The 16,032-nt window shown below is 42.8% G+C and carries 18 protein-coding genes; 17 read left to right on the forward strand and 1 reads right to left on the reverse strand.

The window, feature by feature from the left end; genetic code table 11:
- Nucleotides 1-28: 28 nt before the first annotated feature.
- The 3 genes from JMF81_RS04935 to phnX are packed head-to-tail and all read left to right on the forward strand — an operon-like array spanning nucleotide 29 to nucleotide 2,925.
- Nucleotides 29-1,051 (forward strand): extracellular solute-binding protein, encoded by a 1,023-nt coding sequence (locus tag JMF81_RS04935; protein ID WP_243282541.1) that lies wholly within the window; start codon nucleotides 29-31, stop codon nucleotides 1,049-1,051.
- A gap of 4 nt (nucleotides 1,052-1,055) precedes the next feature.
- Nucleotides 1,056-2,159, forward strand: a complete 1,104-nt coding sequence (locus JMF81_RS04940) for a 2-aminoethylphosphonate--pyruvate transaminase (protein WP_201310341.1) — start codon at nucleotides 1,056-1,058, stop codon at nucleotides 2,157-2,159.
- A complete protein-coding gene (gene phnX, locus JMF81_RS04945; RefSeq protein ID WP_201310342.1) occupies nucleotides 2,149-2,925 on the forward strand; it encodes a phosphonoacetaldehyde hydrolase in 777 nt (258 codons plus the stop codon). The genes JMF81_RS04940 and phnX overlap by 11 nt, the downstream gene beginning before the upstream one ends.
- A 98-nt stretch (nucleotides 2,926-3,023) precedes the next feature.
- Here phnX and JMF81_RS04950 read toward each other — a convergent pair whose 3' ends face one another.
- Entirely contained in the window at nucleotides 3,024-3,560 is a 537-nt protein-coding gene (locus JMF81_RS04950; protein WP_201310343.1) for an HD domain-containing protein, read from the reverse strand.
- Nucleotides 3,561-3,778: 218 nt separating this feature from the next.
- Here JMF81_RS04950 and JMF81_RS04955 point away from each other — a divergent pair, with 218 nt between their 5' ends.
- The 14 genes from JMF81_RS04955 (at nucleotide 3,779) to trkA (ending at nucleotide 16,026) form a co-directional block, all read left to right on the forward strand.
- A complete protein-coding gene (locus JMF81_RS04955) occupies nucleotides 3,779-4,888 on the forward strand; it encodes a prephenate dehydrogenase/arogenate dehydrogenase family protein (RefSeq protein WP_201310344.1) in 1,110 nt (369 codons plus the stop codon).
- A 2-nt stretch (nucleotides 4,889-4,890) separates the two neighbouring features.
- Nucleotides 4,891-6,171, forward strand: a complete 1,281-nt coding sequence (aroA, locus tag JMF81_RS04960) for a 3-phosphoshikimate 1-carboxyvinyltransferase (protein ID WP_201310345.1) — start codon at nucleotides 4,891-4,893, stop codon at nucleotides 6,169-6,171.
- Nucleotides 6,172-6,187: 16 nt separating this feature from the next.
- Complete coding sequence (locus JMF81_RS04965) at nucleotides 6,188-6,961, forward strand: HAD-IIB family hydrolase (protein ID WP_201310346.1); 774 nt, start codon at nucleotides 6,188-6,190, stop codon at nucleotides 6,959-6,961.
- On the forward strand, nucleotides 6,921-8,234 hold the full coding sequence (locus JMF81_RS04970) for a glycoside hydrolase family 10 protein (protein ID WP_201310347.1): 1,314 nt from the start codon (nucleotides 6,921-6,923) through the stop codon (nucleotides 8,232-8,234). Before JMF81_RS04965 ends, JMF81_RS04970 begins: the two co-directional genes overlap by 41 nt.
- A gap of 252 nt (nucleotides 8,235-8,486) precedes the next feature.
- The gene (locus tag JMF81_RS04975) at nucleotides 8,487-9,401 is read left to right on the forward strand and encodes an RpnC/YadD family protein (RefSeq protein WP_201310348.1); all 915 of its coding nucleotides are present in this window, start codon (nucleotides 8,487-8,489) and stop codon (nucleotides 9,399-9,401) included.
- A 175-nt stretch (nucleotides 9,402-9,576) separates the two neighbouring features.
- Entirely contained in the window at nucleotides 9,577-9,897 is a 321-nt protein-coding gene (locus tag JMF81_RS04980) for a PadR family transcriptional regulator (protein ID WP_201310349.1), read from the forward strand.
- Nucleotides 9,894-10,607: a DUF1700 domain-containing protein gene (locus JMF81_RS04985; RefSeq protein ID WP_201310350.1), complete on the forward strand. Its 714-nt coding sequence runs from the start codon at nucleotides 9,894-9,896 to the stop codon at nucleotides 10,605-10,607. The genes JMF81_RS04980 and JMF81_RS04985 overlap by 4 nt, the downstream gene beginning before the upstream one ends.
- Complete coding sequence (locus JMF81_RS04990; RefSeq protein ID WP_201310351.1) at nucleotides 10,604-11,401, forward strand: DUF4097 family beta strand repeat-containing protein; 798 nt, start codon at nucleotides 10,604-10,606, stop codon at nucleotides 11,399-11,401. The genes JMF81_RS04985 and JMF81_RS04990 overlap by 4 nt, the downstream gene beginning before the upstream one ends.
- Nucleotides 11,402-11,420: 19 nt before the next feature.
- Nucleotides 11,421-11,609: a PspC domain-containing protein gene (locus JMF81_RS04995; protein WP_201310352.1), complete on the forward strand. Its 189-nt coding sequence runs from the start codon at nucleotides 11,421-11,423 to the stop codon at nucleotides 11,607-11,609.
- A 110-nt stretch (nucleotides 11,610-11,719) separates the two neighbouring features.
- Complete coding sequence (putP, locus tag JMF81_RS05000) at nucleotides 11,720-13,246, forward strand: sodium/proline symporter PutP (RefSeq protein ID WP_201310353.1); 1,527 nt, start codon at nucleotides 11,720-11,722, stop codon at nucleotides 13,244-13,246.
- Between the two features lie 157 nt (nucleotides 13,247-13,403).
- Entirely contained in the window at nucleotides 13,404-13,661 is a 258-nt protein-coding gene (locus tag JMF81_RS05005) for a spore coat associated protein CotJA (RefSeq protein ID WP_243282542.1), read from the forward strand.
- Nucleotides 13,658-13,918, forward strand: a complete 261-nt coding sequence (locus tag JMF81_RS05010) for a spore coat protein CotJB (RefSeq protein ID WP_201310354.1) — start codon at nucleotides 13,658-13,660, stop codon at nucleotides 13,916-13,918. Before JMF81_RS05005 ends, JMF81_RS05010 begins: the two co-directional genes overlap by 4 nt.
- 1 nt (nucleotide 13,919) lies before the next feature.
- Nucleotides 13,920-14,522 carry a manganese catalase family protein gene (locus JMF81_RS05015; RefSeq protein WP_201310355.1) on the forward strand — a complete coding sequence of 201 codons (603 nt, stop codon included), beginning with the start codon at nucleotides 13,920-13,922 and terminating at the stop codon, nucleotides 14,520-14,522.
- 142 nt (nucleotides 14,523-14,664) lie between these two features.
- Entirely contained in the window at nucleotides 14,665-16,026 is a 1,362-nt protein-coding gene (trkA, locus tag JMF81_RS05020) for a Trk system potassium transporter TrkA (protein ID WP_201310356.1), read from the forward strand.
- Nucleotides 16,027-16,032 lie beyond the last annotated feature (6 nt).

Raw genomic sequence — 16,032 nt, forward strand, 5'->3', positions numbered from 1 at the left:
TAATCTTAATTTCAAGGAGGAAAACACAATGAGAAAGTTTATGAAAAAGGCATCGACAATCCTGCTGGCCGGGATGCTGGCAGTCACGGGAGTCGTGATGACGGGATGCAGTTCCAAAGGAAACAGCGATCAGGTTGTAATCTATTCCAATGCGGATGATGAGGCGGTCGAGGCCATGAAAAAGACTCTGGATGACAACGGATATAAAGGAAAGTATGTTTTCCAGACGTTTGGAACTTCTGAATTAGGCGGAAAACTTGTGGCAGAAGGAAAGAATCTGGAGGCAGATATGATCACCATGAGTACTTTTTATGTGGAAAGTGCCCAGGAAAAGAACAAGATGTTTAAAAATCTTGATTTCGACCGCAATCTTAAGGATGAAAGCAAGTTTGAGAAATATGAATCACCGATTACGGCTCAGGAAGGCACGATTATTTTAAATACAGAAGTAATGAAAGAAAATAAGCTTCCGACGCCGAAATCAATCAAAGATCTGGCAAAACCGGAATACAAAGGATTCATTTCCGTAACAGATATTAAGTCTTCATCTACTGCATGGCTTTTGATTCAGGGACTTGTTTCAGCATATGGAGAAGACGAGGCAGAAGATATCCTGACAGATATTTATAAAAATGCAGGAGATCATATTGAAGATTCCGGTTCAGGACCGATTAAAAATGTAAGAGCAGGGGAAGCTGCTATTGGATTTGGCTTAAGACAGCAGGCAGTTGCAGATAAAAAAGACGGACTTCCGATTGACTATGTAGATCCGACAGAAGGAAACTTCACATTAACAGAATCTGTAGCAGTATTAGATAAAGATGACAGCAAAAAGAGTGATCTTGCGATGGATATGGCAGAATGTATCATCAAAAAAGGAAGATCTGAGCTGATTAAGAATTATCCGGTACCGCTCTACAATGGAGAAACAGAGGATAAAGACCAGAAATCCGGAAACCCAAAAGAATATAAAGAAAAACTGACACTTGACCTGTTGAAGAAACATCAGGAATTATCAGAAAGAGCCATGGAAAAAGCAGAAGGGAAATAGGAAGATGAAAAAATATAAATTATTAACACCAGGTCCTTTAACGACCACAGATACAGTAAAAAAAGAAATGATGTTTGATCATTGTACATGGGATGATGATTATAAAAAGATTACACAGGATATCCGAAAAGGACTTCTTCGTCTGGCACATGCCGGCGAAGAAGTCTATACGGTTATCTTAATGCAGGGAAGCGGAACGTTTGGCGTGGAATCTGTACTGACCAGTTCCGTCGGGGAAAATGATAAAGTTCTGATCGTGGCAAATGGAGCCTATGGGGAGCGCATGGAGGATATTGCAAAACATGCAGGGCTTGCTTATGAAATTTATCATCAGGATTATGATAAGGTGCCGGATGCAGAAAAAGTTGCGGAAATTCTGGATCGAGACGATACGATCACTCATGTATCCATGGTACATAGTGAGACAACTTCCGGTATTTTTAATAATATTGAGGAAGTTACAAATGTGGTAAAAGACCGAAACCGGATCATGATCGTAGATGCCATGAGCAGTTTTGGAGGGGTTGAGATTCCGGTACAGGATCTTGGTATTGATTTTCTGATCAGCAGCGCCAATAAATGCATTCAGGGAGTTCCTGGATTCTCATTTATCATTGCAAAGCGAGATGCTCTGAATCAGACAAAAGGACAGGCAAGAAGCCTTTCTCTGGATCTTTACGATCAGTGGGAGACGATGGATAAAGACGGAAAATGGAGATTTACATCACCGACCCATACGGTTCTTGCTTTTGCGAAAGCCATGGAAGAGCTGGAAGAAGAAGGAGGAATTCCTGCAAGATCCAAACGTTATTATGAAAATAACAGAGAGATCATCCGAAGATTTAAAGAGATGGGGCTTGAAACTTACATTGATGAAGAACATCAGGGGCCGATTATCACAACATTTTTCTTCCCGGAAAATGCAGGCTTTACTTTTTCGGAAATGTATGAGTATATTAAGGACAGAGGATATGCCATCTATCCGGGAAAAGTAACTGAGGCAGAGACATTCCGGATTGGAAATATCGGAGAAATTTATAAAGAAGATGTGGATGCGCTCTGTAAGATCATGAAAGAATTTTTGGAGGAAAAGAATCATGGAAAATAAAATCGAAGCAGTCATTTTTGACTGGGCAGGAACAACTGTAGACTATGGATGCTTTGCTCCGGTACAGGCCTTTACGGAAGTATTTAAGGAATTTGGAGTAGAACCTACCATGGATGAAGTCAGAAAACCTATGGGAATGTTAAAGATCGATCATATCCGTACAATGCTTTCCATGGAAAGGATCCAGAACTTATGGCAGGAGAAATATGGAAGGCCATCCAGCGAAGAAGATGTGCAGGCGATGTATGATGTATATGAAGCTAAGTTATTAAGCGTTCTGGATCAGTATGCGGAAGTAAAACCGGGAGTATTGGAAACAGTTGCAAAGCTTCGTGAAAATGGGGTAAAAATCGGGTCTACTACAGGATATACGGACAAAATGATGGAAATCGTAACAAAGACAGCGAAGGAAAACGGTTATGAGCCGGATGCCTGGTTCAGTCCGGATGCGGTAAATTCCAAAGGGCGTCCATATCCATATATGATTTTTGAAAATATGAAAAAACTGGAGATTGATTCTGTAAAGAAAGTGGTAAAAGTCGGAGATACGATTTCTGATATTCTTGAAGGAAAAAACGCAGGGGTATTTTCTGTCGGAGTTATTGAGGGAAGCTCAGAAATGGGAATGTCCCAGGAAGAGTATGAAGCACTTTCAGCAGAAGAAAAAGAAGCTGCCGTGAAAAGAGTGAAAGAAAGCTTTCTGGCAGCAGGAGCAGATGATGTGATCAGAACCATGGAAGAACTTCCAGAACTGGTTCTTTCATAGAATAGATACTTTTTGTTTTCTACCTTTTGACAACAGGCCTCAGACAATACCTTAAAATTGCGGCATTGTCTGAGGCCTGTCTGCTCTTTAGACAGCTGTCAGCCGAAAACCTGTCGGACCAGACTGCAGTATTCCTGGTATTCACGGTATTCTTTTAATTCTTCAAAACCTGCGATCAGTCCTTTATAGTACCATCCCTGCATATCCTTGTCTTTCATATTGAAACGGAGCCATAATTCATCGCCGAGGGCTTCATAATCTCTGGCCATGGAACGAATATTGGCAAGTTTGTCCCCCAGAGCAATGATTTTTGCATTACGTGACGCTTCCTTTTTTAAGAATTCAATAGTACGCCCTTTTCTTTCGACCCAGCTTTTACTCTTATCTTCACTTTCCTGTGCCACCAGGGCAGTAACCCGTTTTCCAAAGTTTTCCAGGATATCATTTCTGGAAATATGACTGCAGTCTTCCAGTACATCGTGGAGAACTGCGGCGCATAACATTTCTTCATCTGTGGTCATAGCGGCAACGATGGATGCAACTTCGAGAGGATGGATGATAAAAGGAAGATTGGTTCCTTTTCTTTTCTGACCGGCGTGTGCCTGAGTTGCGAATTTGACGGCTTCTTCAAACATGAGGAACTCCTTTTTCTATAAAGATTAGTTATTTGTAACTGTATCATAAATCATTTTTTTCAGAGGTTCAATAGTGTAAGGTCAGTTTTTGTTATATTTTTTTGATTTTCCGCGAAAAGGGGAAAAGATCCGAATATGATGCTTTTTTGCTTTAAAGTGAGAAAGTATTGACTTTTAATAAAGCGGACGGTAAAATAAAATGAAGAATTGAAGGAGAAATGACTATGGACAAGAATTTTACCATTGGATTCGTAGGTCTTGGATTAATTGGAGGTTCGATTGCCAAAACAATCAAAAGAGTTTTTCCAAACTATAAGATCATTGGATTCGATGAAGACAGCGGTACTTTAAAGGAAGCACTGAAGGAGCGGATCATAGATGTCATAGCTGATGACTGCGGGAAAGATTTTGCAGACTGCAGCTATATTTTTTTATGTGCTCCGGTACAGCATAATATTAAATATCTCCAGATTTTGAAAGGATCGATTGCAAAAGACTGTATCCTTACAGACGTAGGAAGTGTAAAGGGTGAGATTCACAGAAAGATTGAAGAACTTGGAATGGAAGAATATTTCATCGGGGGCCACCCTATGGTAGGTTCTGAGAAGGCAGGCTTTTCATTCAGTTCTGACCGTCTGATCGAAAACGCGTATTATTTTATTACACCGACTAAGAAGGTCAGTGAGGAGAAGGTAAAAGAATTCACCGGATTTATTGAAGAACTTGGAGCTCTTACCATTTTGCTTGACTATGAGCAGCATGATGCGTTTACCGCGGCAATCAGCCATGTTCCGCATATTATCGCGTCAGAGCTGGTTCATCTTGTAAAAGATATGGACACAGATCAGGGAATCTTAAAACAGCTGGCTGCCGGAGGATTTAAAGATATTACGAGGATTGCTTCTTCTTCCCCGATTGTCTGGGAACAGATTTCCCTTTCAAACCGGGATAATATAAAGAAGCTGCTGTGTCAGGCAAAAGACAGCCTGGAGCGGGTGATCCAGGCGCTGGATAACCAGGATCATGAATACCTGAACCACTATTTTAAAGAAGCCGGAGAATATCGGGATTCCGTACCGGACAGCGCAGTAGGACTGATGGAGAAATCATATGAGATTTTTGTAGATATTCCGGATGAACCGGGAACTTTGTCTACGACAACAACGCTTCTGGCGCTGAACAATATCAGTATTAAAAATATCGGCATCATACATAACCGGGAATTTGAAGAAGGTGTGCTTAAGATCATGCTTTATGATGATGCGTCTGCCAAACGGGCAAAAGAAATTTTACGAGACAAAAATTACGTTGTATATGAGAGGAAATAGACATGAAACTAACGAAGATAGAGAAACTGCAGGGAGAGATTTCCGTACCGGGAGACAAATCCATCAGCCACAGAGCCGTGATGTTTGGATCTCTGGCAAAAGGAACGACCCATATCAGCAATTTCCTTGCGGGAGCGGACTGCCTTGCCACAATTGACTGCTTTCGAAAGATGGGAATCGAGATTGAACAGGAAGGAACCGATGTAACGGTTTATGGAAAAGGGCTTCATGGCCTGGAAAAACCGGAAGAAATTCTGGATGTGGGAAACAGCGGGACAACGACCCGCCTGATTTCAGGAATTCTTGCCGGTCAGGATTTTGAAGTTGTTCTTTCCGGGGATGCGTCTTTAAACCAGCGCCCTATGAAGCGGATCATGACGCCGCTTAAGATGATGGGAGCGGAAATCGACAGTGTCAACGGCAATGACTGTGCTCCGCTTCGGATTAACGGGAAAAAATTAAAAGCGATTCATTATGATTCTCCTGTGGCTTCTGCGCAGGTAAAATCCTGTGTGCTGCTGGCAGGATTGTATGCAGATGGAAAAACAAGTGTTACAGAACCGGCATTATCAAGAAATCATACTGAATTGATGCTGCGTGCTTTTGGAGTGGATGTGGAATCTCATGATAAGACAGCGGAGATCACTCCGCCAAAAGAGATGAATGCGACAGATATCATCGTTCCTGGAGATATTTCTTCTGCGGCATATTTTATAGCAGCAGGTCTGATCACTCCGAATTCCTGCATCCGCCTGAAAAATGTCGGACTGAATCCGACCAGAGATGGTCTTCTTCGAGTCTGCCGTCAGATGGGAGCGGATATTCAGATGGAAAACGTCAGGGATAATGGCGGAGAACCGGCAGCGGATCTTATCGTCCGGACCAGCAGGCTGAAAGGTACAGTGGTAGAAGGAGATCTGATTCCAACCCTGATCGATGAGATTCCAGTCATCGCTCTTCTGGCAGCTTTTGCGGAAGGTGAAACTGTTATCCGGGATGCCCAGGAACTCAGAGTCAAAGAATCTGACAGAATTGCTCTGACAGTGGACCACCTGATAAAAATGGGGGCAGACGCACAGGGAACAGAAGATGGAATGATCATTCGGGGAGGAAAACCGCTCCATGGAGCAGAGATCCACTGTGCATATGACCACAGGATTGCCATGACATTTTCGATTGCGGGAATTAATGCAGAAGGAGAGACTGTCATTGATGATGCTGAGTGTGTGGATGTATCTTATCCAACATTCTATGAGCAGTTAAATTCTTTGCATGAATCATAAGAAAGGTGCATATAATATGGAGAAAAAGTATTTCTTTTTTGATATTGACGGTACGCTGACAGACCGCAGCAATCATCAGGTTGTGCCCAGTGCTCTGGAAACGCTGCATCAGCTGGAAAAGAACGGACATTTTGTGGCAATCGCCACGGGACGTGCCCATTATAAGGCGGAAAAGTTCACGAAAGCCAATGGATTTTCCAACATGGTGTGCAATGGAGGAAATGGCCTGGTGATTCACAATGAATTTGTAGAAAATATTCCTCTGGATACGGAAGGGTGCAGAAAGATCATCCATCAGGCAGAGGAACTGGGATACGGATGGTGTGCTGCTGTCGATGATACAAAAGACGTCTATATGACAGATGATTTATTTTTGCGCCAGGTTGGGAAGAGAAAAGAGCCGACCAGGTATATCATCGATGATGCATTGAATGTCGATGAGATGGATCATTTCCTGAAAATTTATGTGGCAGTGCCCAAAGAAGAGGAAGAAAGGCTGACATCAAAAGAACTGATCGGGCATCTTCGGTTTGAACCGGAATATCTGATGTTCCAGCCGGACAATAAGAGAGGCGGAATTTTAAAAATGATGGAACGCCTTCATGGGGATATAAAGGATGTCGTTGTTTTCGGAGACGACTATAATGACCTGGATATGTTTTGTCCGGAGTGGTTTTCCATTGCCATGGGCAACGGCTGTCAGGAACTGAAAGACGCTGCAGATTATGTGACGGAGACAAATCTCAACGATGGCATTCAGAAAGCATGCAGGCATTTTGGATGGATCTGAGAGAGGAGTTAGGATGGGCAGGATTCGGCTTCTGGCCTTGCTTTTTGCAAGTGCCTTATTTGTAAATCTTTGCAGTCAGACTGTTTTGAGGGCGGCAGGGATGCGGAGAAAAACAGAAAATAAGGATATATCTGCGGTATCAGAGGAATACCGGGCGTTCTGGTTTTCTTTCTATGATTATGATACATATCGGGCAGAATATAAGAAGCCAGACGCGTCAAATTTCAAATCTTATTTTAACGGGGTGTTGAAGAAAGGGAAAAATCTTGGCCTGAACCGGATTATTGTTCATGTGCGTCCTTTCGGAGACGCCCTTTACAAATCAGAATATTTTCCATGGTCTTCCTATATTTCAGGAACCCAGGGAAAGGATCCGGGATTTGATCCCTTAGAAATCATGGTATCTTCGGCTCATGAAAATGGGATGAAGATCGAAGCCTGGATCAATCCATACCGGGTGACATTAAATTCTGCAGACTATGGAAAATTGTCAAAAGATAATCCAGCGAGAAAATGGCATGAAGGAAAATCCACGAAACGGAATGTCTTATCCTATGGGGGAAGTCTGTACTATAACCCGTCAAAAAAGGAAGTCAGGGAACTGATCACAAGCGGCGTCCGCGAAATTGTGGAAAACTATGATGTGGACGGCATCCATATGGATGATTACTTTTATCCGTCTTTTACAAAAGAAAATGTAAATACCGCATTTGATGCCAGAGAATATAACGAGTCAGAGGAAAAAAGACAGGGAAAAGATATTTATACTTACCGGTGCGGACAGGTAAACAGCCTTGTGCGCCAGATAAAAGAGACAATCCGGGAAACCGATTCTTCTGTGGTATATGGTATCAGTCCTGCGGGAAATTTTGAAACGCTGACCAGCCGGTATGCTTATTATGTAGATATTTACCGGTGGCTGTCTTCCAATGCATATGTTGATTATATCTGTCCGCAGATTTACTGGGGATTTAAGCATCCGACGGCGTCTTTCGACCGGGTGACTGACCAATGGGTAAAGGCCTGTAAAAAAAGTCCGGTGAAATTATATCTGGGAATCGGTGTTTACCGGGCAGGCCATGATGAAGGAGACAGCCTGGAAGAACAGAAAGAATGGAAATCCGATGCAGACGTACTGAAAAACCAGGTGGAGTACGGACGAAAGAAGCAAGTGGATGGATTTGCCTTCTTTGACTACCGGGATCTGGCCGGGAAGACAGCAAAGAAAGCGGTAGAGAGATTGACAGAGGCATTGAAAACAGAATCATATTGAAAATTGACAAAAAAGTATACATATGATATTATTTAAATATAGAAAATATATGGAAAAAACAGGAAACGTTCCTTGCCGAATGTAATTTTGTGTGATAAACTATATTTATGAATTGTTCTTTTTGCATATCTAATGCATTTATTGGCGGTTCTGCCAGCATTTCAAGTTAACACACAAGAAAAAGGTATGGGACTGCCTGATATCTCTGTGGGAATCCCATATCTGCCAGACAACAGAGGAGGTAAGAAAAGTATGGGACAGCAGGATATCACAGAAAAATTGCTGGAAGATTATCCGGATGTATTTGCGGATATTATGAATGTGTTTCTCTTTCATGGGGAACAGGTCGTCAGGGAAGAGGAACTGCAGGAGACAGACGTTTTGTCGCAGTACAAGGCGGATACAACGCGGCTTCATCAGCAAGAGCGGGACATCCTGAAGCTGTGGGTCAGGAAAGATAAGACGGTTTATCTGGGAGTGGAAAATCAGACAGCATCTGATGCAGATATGCCTCTGCGGATCATCAATTACGATGGGGCATCTTATCGAAAACAGCTGCTGAAGGATTCTGGGAAACAGGAGAATGAAGCAGACGGAGGCGGAGCAGAGGGCGTAAAGCCAAAATCGGTCAGGTATCCGGTGGTGACCATTGTATTATACTTTGGGAACCGGCCCTGGAAGAAAAATAAGACTCTGCGGGAACGAGTCGGTGAAGTAGAAGGACTCTGCGGGGAAGATTACAAAATTCATGTATTTGAAATTGCACATCTTACGGATGAACAGACTGCCATGTTTCGGAGCGATTTCAGGATTATAGCAGAATATTTTGTAAAGAGACGGAGAGGAGAAGCCTATGAAGGAAACCGGCAGCCAATCCGTCATGTGGACGCAGTGCTTAAGTTTATGTCAGTATTTGCAGAAGATCAGCGTTTTCTGAATCTGCATCTGGACCAGGAGAAGGAGGAGATTAATATGTGTGTAATATTGGACCGGATAGAAAACCGGGGAATAGAAAAGGGAATAGAAAAGGGAATGGAAAAAGGAATGGAATTAGGAATGCAGTTATTGGAATGCCTCTGGAAAGAAGACCGGACAGAAGAGATTTCCCGAGTCAGGGAGGATAAAGATTACCGGAGAAAGCTCCTGAAGGAGTATGGTCTTATATAAAATGAATCTTAATACGACGACAGCCAGTTCGCAAAAATGACGGACTGGCTGTTTTTCTGTCATATTTCTTAACTTTTTAAAATCGTATTGACTTACTGTAAACAAAATTATATTATATTTCATATAGTATTAAAGAAAAAATAATATTGCGAAAAGTATAAGAAGGAGGATGCTGATGGTATTTAATACGGGAGCAGCGCTTCTGGATGCAGTTGTTCTGGCTGTCGTATCAAGAGAGGAAGAAGGGACTTACGGCTATAAGATTACCCAGGATGTACGTCAGGCACTGGATGTATCAGAATCTACGTTATATCCTGTTCTCCGGCGGCTGAAGAAAGACGGATGTCTTGAAGTCCATGATAGAGAATATCAGGGCAGGAATCGGAGATATTATACGATAACGGCGGAAGGAAGAGCTCAGCTTGGACTGTACAAAGAAGAATGGAAGACATATTCTGATCGGATATCTATGATGTTTGAGGGAGGAGAAGTATGAATCGGGAAGAATATTTAAGAAGATTGTCGTATCTTCTTCAGGATCTGCCGGAAGAAGAATATAAAGACGCATTGGAGTATTATGAAGATTATTTTGAAGAGGCGGGGCCTGACCGGGAACAGGAAGTGATCCGGGAACTGGGAAGACCGGAGCGGATTGCGGCCATGATCAGAGACTCTGTCAAGGAAAAAGACGGTGATTGGGAATATACGGAAAACGGATATTACAACAAACGATATGATGACCATAATCAGATGCCGGGGCAGACAGAGAAAAAGATGAAAGAAGGGAAAGAAAAAGAATCCTGGCATATGAAGGGCTCACGAAACCGCAATATCATCCTGCTGGTTATTATTCTGGTTCTGGCCAGCGGCGCTGTTATTCCGGCGGCATTGGGTCTTGTGCTTGGAATTGGAGGCGGCGTTCTTGGCTTAGCAGGAGGAATCCTTGGAATCGTTGCTGCTGCCTGTGCTTCCTGTATTGGACTGCTGATCGGAGGAATTGTGGTTGTCATTTCAGGAATTGTGAAAATGTTTACTGTGGCGCCGACCGGAATGCTCCTTCTTGGCTGCGGATGTCTTATGGCAGCAGCAGGACTGCTTCTCCTTATGCTGGCAGTTTGGATCATTGGGGGAGTGCTCCCTAAATTGATCCGATGGATTGTAGGAATATTTCGTAAATTATTTCACAGAGGAGGGGAAGGAGTATGAAAAGGTTTTTCAAAATATGTTCGGTCATGGTCATTTTATTCCTGGTTGCGGGAATCGGATTTCTGATTGCTGCCTGGAGAGGCGGAGCCACAATACCGGCGGTGATGGATAATGTAATAGAAAATTTTAAAGATGAGGAAACTGCTTCCCAGTACAGTTTTGGAAGTCAGGGAATCCGGAAGCTGGAAATTGATATAGGAGGCGGCAATCTTAAAATCCAGCAGGGCGCCAGTGATGAAATTTCTCTGGAAAATAACGGAAAATCCTGGGTCAGAGCGGAAGTGAAAGACAGTGGAGAGACCCTGAAGATTGATGAGGGAAGGTTCGCCTCCTGGCTGCGGCGTTTTTGGAAACCGAGAGGTACGGCCGTGCTGACTCTGCCGGAGAATATGAAGCTGGAGGAACTGGATATTGACTGCGGTTCCGGAGATATGACGGCGCAGAATATATCCGGTGATGAAATATCGGTTGACTGCGGCAGCGGCGATATCATGATTGATGCACTCAGAGGAAATGACGTTTCTATTGATTGCGGCAGCGGTGATATTGAAATCGGTCTGCTGAAAGCAGACACCATAGAGAATGATATAGGGAGCGGAAATCTAACCCTTATGCTTGCGGGAACAGAGGATGACTATCATTATGAAATTGACTGCGGCTCCGGAGATGTTCATATTGGTTCCAGAAATTATTCTGGTGTAAAATCTTCCTATCAGGGAGGCGCCGGATCAAAAAGTCTGGAATTGGATTCCGGAAGCGGGGATGTTAGAATAGACTTTAAAGAAGATAAATAAAGATCGTGAGGAAAAGAGTATGAGTAAGAAAAGATTATACAAATCAAGACAGGATAAAATTATCTGTGGCGTATGCGGAGGACTGGCAGAATATTTTGATGTGGATCCTACTCTGGTCCGGATTGCGGCCGCATTGGTATGCTGCAGTGGATATGGATTTTTTGTATACATTGTGGCAGCAATCGTTATGCCGGAAAAAGTGGAATAAACTTGAAGCAGAGATAAAAAATATGATATAATTCTTAACGAAATTTTAACACGAAAAAGGCAGATTCATTTTCTGCCCTTTTTTGTAGGGAAAAAGAGGAGGATTATATTATGAGCATACCTATTTTGATTGCTATGGTTTTATATATGGCTATGGTAATAGGAATTGGATTTATCTGCAGCAAGAAAAATCAGAATTCAGAGGACTATTTTCTGGGAGGAAGAGGCCTGGGGCCATGGGTCACGGCAATGAGTGCGGAAGCTTCGGATATGAGCAGCTGGCTGTTAATGGGGCTGCCGGGTCTTGCGTTTGCGACTGGATTCAGTCAGGCGGGATGGACGGCAATTGGACTGATTCTTGGAACTTATCTGAACTGGAAGATCATAGCGAAAAGACTGCGCCATTATACGGAAGTTTCAGAGAATTCCATCACTGTGCCGGATTTTTTCAGCAACCGGTTTAAGGACGATAAGAAAATTTTAAGCAGTATCTCAGCGATTATGATCCTGATATTTTTTACGGTTTATACGGCATCCGGATTTGCAGCCTGCGGAACACTGTTTAATTCAGTTTTTGGATTGAATTATCAGGCAAGTATGATTGTATGTGCGGCGGTTATTGTTATTTATACATCTCTGGGCGGATTTCTGGCAGCAAGTACAACCGATCTGATTCAGGGACTTTTAATGTCTTTTGCCATAGTAGTAGTTTTGATCGTGGGCATTGTGGCAGCAGGAGGCGTCGGCAGTGTGATAGAGTATGGCAGAGGACTGGAAGGTTTTTTTGATATTATGAAATATCACGATCCGGCATCCGGTCATGCGGTTTCTCAGGGGATTCTTCCGATCGTCTCAGGTCTTGCGTGGGGACTGGGGTATTTTGGAATGCCTCATATTCTTGTGCGTTTTATGGCAATCCGTGATCCGGAGGAAGTAAAGAAATCAAGAAATATCGCGATGACCTGGGTGCTGATTTCTCTTGCGGTTGCTGTATGCATAGGATTTACCGGGGCGGCATTGTATTCTGATGTGCCGGAACTTGCGGGAAACGGAAATCAGAGGATTTTTATTTATATGACAACACACCTGTTCCAGGGAATCATACCGCTCTTTATTGCCGGGATTATATTATCAGGAATTTTGGCGGCAACCATGAGTACATCAGATTCCCAGCTTCTGATTGCTTCCTCCTGTGTTTCAAAAGACCTGTTCCAGGGATTACTGAAAAAAGAAGTATCCGAAAAGCATGTTCTTATGATTTCCAGAGTGACAACAATTTTAATCGCATTGATTGGAATCGTTATTGCCATGGATGAAAATAGTTCAGTATTTGGACTGGTGGAGAATGCATGGGCAGGATTTGGAGGAGCGTTTGGTCCGCTGATGCTGTTTTCACTATTCTGGAAAAGAACAAATCTGAAAGGGGCGGCTGCCGGTATGCTGAGCGGAGGAATCATAGCGCTGGTATGGCCCTTTACTCTGGCAAAGCTTGGAGGAATTTTTGAAATTTACTGTCTTCTCCCGGCATTTATCGTTTCATCTTTGCTGATCGTCGTCGTCAGTTTATGTACGGAAGAGCCCGATGATGTGGTGAAACAGGAGTTTGATCAGGCAAAACAACTGAGTATGGAAGAATAAAATCATACAAATTTTTTAAGCTGGTTTTCTTTTTATTGAGAAAGCCGGCTTTTTTTGAAAAACTTGTCTTTTTTCCCATCGTATCTTTTTTCCGCATTCTGCACATTCTTTTATTGTTCACATAAAATGTTAGTACAGGTAAGAAAGGAGAATGATTGTGGAGAAATATATTGGGCAGAACTGCTCCTGCCGCAGAGAACGTCCTATGGATTCCAGATGTGGGTATGATTCTCATATGAAAAAAGGGGATCAGTGGCATCGGCATGAAGGCGTAGATTCCATGCAGGCAGCAATGCAGTACGTGCCGTGGCAGCACTGGGATCAGGTGTACTGCCCGGAAGAAGGATTAAACTACGGAACCATTTTTCCGGAATTAAATAAGCCGTTTTATGGGAAAGGAGCGTGCCGCCGATGAATCAGTATGATCAGAAAAAACTGCTGGATTATATCAATGCGGTGAGCTTTGCTCTGGTTGATACAACGCTTTATCTGGATACTCACCCGGAAGATCAGGAAGCAGTCCATCAGTTTCACCAGTATCAGCAGGCAAGAAATAAGGCTGTAAAAGAGTATTCCCAATACTTTGAGCCTTTAACCATTGATTCTGCAGAAATAACAGATACGTTTACGTGGGCAACAGACTCATGGCCGTGGATGAAGGAGGGATGCTGATATGTGGAATTATGAGAAGAGACTGGAATATCCGATTAAGATCAAACAAAATAATCCGGAACTTGCCAAAGTAATCATCAGTCAGTATGGCGGACCAAATGGTGAAATCGGAGCATCTATGAGATATCTGTCCCAGCGTTTTGCAATGCCGTATAAAGAAGTCTGCGGAGTTCTGACAGATATTGGAACAGAAGAACTGGCACATCTGGAAATGGTAGCAACCATCGTTCACCAGCTGACCAGCAATCTGACGCCGGAACAGATTGTAGCCGGTGGATTTGATCAGTATTATGTAGATCATACAACAGGAATCTGGCCGCAGGCAGCCAGCGGTGAGCCATTCAGTGCTTCTATGTTTCAGTCCGTCGGGGATCCGATTACGGATTTAAGTGAGGATCTGGCTGCGGAACAAAAAGCAAGGACAACGTATGACAACCTGCTCCGTCTGATCAAAGACCCGGATGTCAGGGATCCGATCGCATTTTTAAGACAGAGAGAGATTGTGCATTTCCAGAGATTTGGAGAAGCCTTAAGGCGGGTTCAGGAGAGACTGGATTCCAAGAACTTCTATGCATTCAATCCGGCGTTTGACTGTAAGTCTTAAAAAACAAAGATTTTTGAGCCGTTAAGATTTTGTAAAAAAGAGTCATTTTCATATGGCTCTTTTTGTCTTTTAGCAGAGGTTATGTTAGAATGAAAGCGAAATAATATAAAATGATAGAAAAAGTGGGGATGAGAAAAAGAAAATGGATATTATTATTGTTGGATGCGGAAGGATTGGTTCTACACTGGTGGAAGAGCTGAGTGGAGAGAATCATGATATTTCGGTCATTGATAAAAAAGCGGATATTGTACAGGAGATGGCAGATACCTATGATGTCCTGGGCGTTATAGGAAATGGGGCCAGCTACAACACTCTGGTAGAGGCAGGAATTGAGAAAGCAGATATTGTAATTGCGGTAACAAATTCCGATGAATTAAATCTTCTGTGCTGCCTGATTGCGAAGAAAGCCGGAGACTGTCAGACTGTTGCCAGAGTGAGAAATCCTCTGTATTATGATGAAATTGCATTTATTAAGGAAGAAATGGGTATTTCCATGGTCTTAAATCCTGAATTGGGGGCAGCCTATGAGATTGCAAGGCTGATGCGGTTTCCATCCGCAATGGAGGTTAATAAATTTTCAAAAGGCCGAATTGAAATGCTGAAATATCGCATCCCATCCGGATCCAGATTAGACGGTATGAATCTGAGCATGGTTGGCGAGCATTTGAATTGTGATATCCTGATCTGTGCGGTAGAGCGGGAGAAGAAATTAATAATTCCGACAGGTTCGTTTGAGTTAAAGGAAAAAGATATAATTTCATTTGTAGCAAGACCGGACAATGCCATGGAATTTTTCCGGAAGATTGGAGAAAAGAAAAACCAGATTCATGACGTTATGATTGTCGGAGGAAGCAAAATCGCGTTTTATCTTTGTAAACTGCTGGTAGCCAGCGGAATCAATGTAAAACTTGTGGATAAGAAAATGGAACGGTGTGAGGAGATGAGCGATCTTCTGCCGAAAGTTATGGTGATCAATGGAAACGGAATGGATCATGATCTTTTGATGGAAGAAGGACTGTCTGACATGGATGCGTTCCTTGCCCTTACAAATCATGATGAGGAAAACATTTTCCTTGCTCTTTATGTACAGGAACAGACAGAAGCGAAACTGGTAACAAAAGTACAGAAGATTAATTACAATGCCATGATTGAGCGCCTGGATCTGGGAAGCATGATCTATCCGGAATATCTGACAGCCCAGTATCTGGTGCAGTATGTTCGTGCAAAGCAAAATTCTATCGGAAGCAATATTGAAAACCTTTATAAACTGATGGATGGAAGGGCAGAAGCACTGGAGTTCCACATTCAAAAGGGCTCACCGGTCATCGGAACGCCGATCCAGGAACTGCCGATCATTAAAAATCTCTTGATCTGCAGTATTTATCGAAATGGAAAAGCTATGATCCCGAATGGACAAGATGTGATTCTTGAAGATGACCTTGTTGTTGTAGTTACAACGAAAAAAGGTCTGCATGACGTGAAAGATATTTTAAGAAGAGGATAATGGAGG

The sequence above is a fragment of the Anaerostipes butyraticus genome (assembly GCF_016586355.1).
Taxonomy (GTDB): Bacteria; Bacillota; Clostridia; order Lachnospirales; family Lachnospiraceae; genus Anaerostipes; species Anaerostipes butyraticus.